Source organism: Gemmata sp. (genome assembly GCF_051859125.1).
In the GTDB taxonomy this organism is placed as follows: Bacteria; Planctomycetota; Planctomycetia; order Gemmatales; family Gemmataceae; genus Gemmata.
Genome location: NZ_JBHYGG010000184.1, coordinates 1 through 4,673, shown reverse-complemented (window position 1 = coordinate 4,673; position 4,673 = coordinate 1). Strand labels below are relative to the sequence as shown.

4 protein-coding genes are annotated in these 4,673 nt (G+C 70.6%); 1 reads left to right on the top strand and 3 read right to left on the bottom strand.

What is annotated here, in order from left to right; translation table 11 throughout:
• Positions 1 to 340: 340 nt before the first annotated feature.
• The 3 genes from ACTIGN_RS16410 to ACTIGN_RS16400 form a co-directional block, all read right to left on the bottom strand.
• Complete coding sequence (locus ACTIGN_RS16410) at positions 341 to 1,306, bottom strand: hypothetical protein (protein ID WP_439625716.1); 966 nt, start codon at positions 1,304 to 1,306, stop codon at positions 341 to 343.
• Between the two features lie 95 nt (positions 1,307 to 1,401).
• Positions 1,402 to 1,890, bottom strand: a complete 489-nt coding sequence (locus ACTIGN_RS16405; RefSeq protein ID WP_439625714.1) for a hypothetical protein — start codon at positions 1,888 to 1,890, stop codon at positions 1,402 to 1,404.
• A 127-nt stretch (positions 1,891 to 2,017) separates the two neighbouring features.
• Positions 2,018 to 3,550: a peroxiredoxin family protein gene (locus ACTIGN_RS16400; RefSeq protein WP_439625712.1), complete on the bottom strand. Its 1,533-nt coding sequence runs from the start codon at positions 3,548 to 3,550 to the stop codon at positions 2,018 to 2,020.
• A 273-nt stretch (positions 3,551 to 3,823) separates the two neighbouring features.
• Here ACTIGN_RS16400 and ACTIGN_RS16395 point away from each other — a divergent pair, with 273 nt between their 5' ends.
• The gene (locus tag ACTIGN_RS16395) at positions 3,824 to 4,462 is read left to right on the top strand and encodes a hypothetical protein (RefSeq protein WP_439625711.1); all 639 of its coding nucleotides are present in this window, start codon (positions 3,824 to 3,826) and stop codon (positions 4,460 to 4,462) included.
• Positions 4,463 to 4,673: the final 211 nt, after the last annotated feature.

Sequence of the window (4,673 nt, the reverse complement as noted above, 5' to 3'; positions counted from 1 at the left end):
CAGCCGCGTAGGCCAGAAGAACTCGCACCCGCGGGACTATTTCGTGGGAGCAACGGGGTGGCGGAATGAGATGGCGTGGTTGAAGCAGGTTAGACGTGTCAGCCCCTCACCCGCGACTCGCAAAGCCTCGTCGCGACCTCTCCCCGCAGAGCCGGGGCGAGGTGGGGCGTTTCTCCTTCTCTTCAGCAGCGCGGTTGGGTGAGCGTGGCGTGAGACCAACCGCCCCACCTCGCCCCGGCTCTGCGGGGAGAGGTCGCCGCGCTTCGCGGCGGGTGAGGGGAAACCACCTGAACCTCGAACCCAGCGGCGTTGCCACTCCGTGCAAGCGTCAAACGTTGAACTACTGCGCCCCGAACCGGGCCTCGGCGAGGTTGAGGGGGTTCGCGCCGGGGATGTTGGGCAGGTCGAAGAGGCGACGGGTGTCCTGCGGGGTCATCTGGGCGTTGATGCGGCCCGCGTCGAGCTTCAGGGTCATCTCGAACTTCTGCTCCTCCCACCGCAGGAGCAGTTCCGTCGGGTACTGCACGACGTACGGCCGGCCGGATTGCGGGTCGTTGCCGCCCGCGGGGACCGTCTTGGCCGCCTTCACCTCGGCGTACGCGAGCACCTTCCCCTTCGCGTCGCGGATGAGGTGCTTCTTCACCTGCGGCTGGCCCCGGCCCGCGTCGGCGTCGTCGGCGTTGAAGACCACCTCCTTGCGGATCGGCACCCGGTTCGGCGTGGTCGTGTCCCAGCTCAGGGTGTAGGTGCGGGCGCGCTCGTCGGCCGTGGCGACGTACTGCGGGCCGGGCTGGAACGTGGTCATCCCCAGCGCCTGCATGATCCAGTCGGGGTCGACCGGCATGTTCCCGGGCACCTTCGCCTTGCCGGCCTCGAAGTCGGAGTGCGACGCGAACACGTAGGTCGGCGGCATCTGCGGGGCGGTGAAGTACACCCAGAACTGGTCCGGGTTCGAGCCGAGGTCCACCTTCACGTCCACGAGCCCGCCCTTGGCGACCATGCGGAAGTTTCGGGGCTGGCTGGCCGACAGGTTCCCGCGGAGGTTCGGGTACGCCATCTCCCTGAGCGCGCCGCGGATCCCGTCGCCCTCCTTCGCGGAGACGGTGACCTCGCCGTAGCTGACGTTCTGGAGCCGCCCGGCCTGGATGTTAAGGTAGCCGACGAGTTGCTCGGCGGTGACCTTCTGGACCGCCCCGGTGCCCGCCGGGGCCGGGTTCGACTTCACCCCGAACGCCTCGCGCAGCGACTGGCACCCGATCCCGGGGGTCAGGGTGAGCGCGGCGAGGAGGAACTGGCGGCGTCGCATGGCGGTTCTCCGAGCGGTCGTCTCTTTGGTGGGGCAGGCGTTCTTGCCTGCCAGCCGACCGGAGAGGCAGGCAAGAACGCCTGCCCCACCGAGCCCTACTCCCAGCCCAGCACGCGGAACACTTCGGTCTGCACGGTCGCGATCTGCTCGTCGGTGAGCCGCGGGTCGGTGACGTGGTGGACCGCCCCGCCCCTTGCGTCCTTCAGGACCATCACGTCGCGGCCGTGCTCGTCGCGGGCCGCGTCCTCGAACTTGAACCGCTTCCGCCGCATGAGCAGGAGCGCCGCGACGTACCGGAAGTTCAGGCCGTCGGCGTCGGTCGAGTCCTTGAGGCGGTCGAAGCACCCGATGAGCAGGTCGTCGTTCACGACGGGCCTACGGGGCTTTTCGGCCGCCCGGACCTTGCCGGCCCAGTGCGCCACGGCCCCCTCGGGCGGTCCGGTCCAGGCGTCGGCCGCGTAGTCCGTGCGAACGAACTTGCCCCCCTGTTCCGACAACACCGCGTGGAACCCGTCGCCCGCCCGCAGCTCCCGGCCGGTGGCCGCACACACCCGCGCCGGCCCCTGGATCTCGTAATCGGTCATGTCGTCTTCCTGACCAAGCCGGGGTGGGGCAGGCATTCTTGCCTGCCTCTCCGAGCGCTGGCAGGCAAGAATGCCTGCCCCACCAAGGGGACACCGAATCCTACTCGCGCCGCGCGTCCGCCGACAATCACGGGCGGGGCACGATTGGCGGGAGCACGGGCACGCCCGCGGGGGATGTTCCGGTCGCGCCGTCTGGGAAGGCCGGGGCGGCCAGGCGGTCGGCCTGTTCCTTCAGCAGGAACCCGGTTTCCGCGCCGACCCCCGCGAACGACCACGCCACCTTCCCCGCTCCGTCGACCAGCACGAACCGCGGGGCCGTCTCGACGCCGTAGGCCGCGACCGCCTTCGCACCGTCGTACAGCGGGAGCCGGAGCTTGAGCCCGTCGCGGTCTCTCGCGGCGGCCGCCGCGTCACCGAACACCACCAGCGGCGCGACGACGAGGTTCCCCGCGTACCGCTTCTCGAGCGCGCCGGCGATCGCGAGTGCGTGCGCCGATGTCTCCCCGCCGGGGCGGAAGAAGACGAGCAGGACCGGCTTGCCGCGCTGCTCGGCGAGACGGAACACGCCCGTTGAGACGTCCGGCGCAACCTGCCCGACCTCGACGGCCGCCGGGCGGCTCACCGGGATTGCGGGGCCGACCGCACCGGGCTGGAGCGCCGCCGGCTTCCCGTCGCGGCCGTCGTCGAGCATCCGCCGCGCCGCCAGCATCGCCTCGCGGTACGGGCTGGCCGGGTCGGTCTCCTCGAGCTGCGCGTCGAGCCGGGCGATGCGGGCCTCGAACGTCTTCGGGCCGAGCTTCTGCGCGTCGGGGAGGAGCTGTGCCGCGTCGGCGAGGGCGAAGTACGCCACGTCGATGTCGCGGCGGACCCGGTCGAACGTCTGCCCGCCGAGCCGCCCCTGGTCCTTGAGTTCGTACTTCACCTCGACCCACGCGAACGCGGCCTCGGCCCGCCCGTCGCGCTGCTTGATGACGCGGTGAACCTTGCGGGCCGTGCCGTCCTGCGTCGAGACCCACACGGCGTCGGCCCGGTGCCACGCGGTCCGCCCGCCGACCGGCTCGTCCCAGTTGGGCGCCGCCTGGTTGCCCGCGAGGAGCCGGCACCGCTCGCCGTTGATGAACTCGAACCCCTTGGCCTGCCACGTCTGCGAGGGGCGGTTCCCGGCCGACGCGACGGTCCACGGGGCGCCGTCGCTGCCCCGCGGGACCGACGGCGGGAACACGCCGAACTCGGACGTCGCGAACGTGTCGAGCGGCACCGACGGCAGCGCCCGGGCCGGGGTGTTCGCGGCGAGCTTGAGCGGGGCCGGGCCGACGGGCGACAGCAGGTGGACGGTGCCGTCGGAGTGGACCCGCACCACGTCGAGCCGCACGAGCGGGGGGAAGTCCTTCGCCGCGCCGCCGGTGACCGCGCCGACCGCGCCGCCGACCGCGTCCCCGGTCCGCTGCAACCGCGTGAGCACGATCACATCCGCCCAGTTCTCCTGGCGGTCGAGGACGAGCAGCCGGAGTTCGAGGGCGTGGTTCCGCCGGAAGAAGTCGGGCGCGCGGCTGACCCCCTCGGCGACGGTGCCGGTGAACGTGAACTCGTCGCCCCGCTGGAGCCCGGTGACCGGGGGCGCGCCGACGGCGAGCGATAGTGCGAGCAGACCGGCGGTCACGGCATCCCTCCGGGGCGTGCGGACTCCCTCCGCGCGGCCGGAATATAGCCGCGCCCCCGGGCGACGCAACCGCAACCAGAAGCGGGGCAAGCGGGGCAGGGGAGGGGAGCCGCCCGCACTTCGAGTTCGGCGACGAGGGGTTGACGGGCTATCGGTCGTGCCGGAAGATCGCTCCGGCGAGCGAGCGACCCGTCTTGCTGGTCTGCGTGGACGCGAAGCCGGGCCGCTCACCACGATGCAGGCGTATCCCGTGAGTCCGCGAAGGAGACGTCGATGACGCGCGACACTTTGACCGAGCTGATTAGCGGGTTGGCCGACGCCGTGCTCGCCGATTGGCGATGGGTTCGCGACGACCTGAACGTCTCCGTCCTCGGCATGATCCTTTACGGGTTCGGGTTGGAGGCCGGGCGGGCGATGGGACTCGCCGCAGCGGACGTGGATGCGGCCGCTCTTCGGTGCATGACCGATCGAGTCGGCGCAGCCGCGAAGTCGAGCACCGGCCTGGTCTCAGAGGCCAGCACAGCGGCCCGCGACAAAACTCACCACCCCGGCTACCACGAGTTGATCGGGGTCGGCCGGACGTATTTCGGGGTCACCAACCGGGGGGCGTTGGTCGGGAACGTGTACGCCAACTTCGCGAGCGTCCGGCAACGGGCTGGGTTGCCGGAGCCAACAATTCCAGTGTTCGTCAACCCGCTGGTCATGCTACTTTCAGCCCGCGAGCGACAAAAAGGGTCTCCGCTCACGGAGGCTGAAGCGCTGGAGGTTCGAGACGGGGCCGCTTGCATACGGATGCCTCTGTCTCAGGCCGAGCGGTTTTACGCTGCCCTCGACGCCCGAATGCCGATCCCGCGGCTCCACCCGGAACGCCTCTGGGAGCAATGGCAGGCTATCAGAGATCAGGTCGCCTAGGGTCAACCAATTGTTCCTCCGGGAGTTGATGGCCGACCTGGAGCGCCCGAACGCCGAACCGAACGCAACGCCTCCGATTTGTGGACGAGTTGAACCGCCGAATCGGGAAGGGCAGGTGAGCGTTGCTGCGTGAAATTCCTGGCGAGATCCGCGGGACGTAGTCGGCGGGCCGCCACGGAGGGCGGCCCCTACCAGAGAGTTCGCGTTTGGT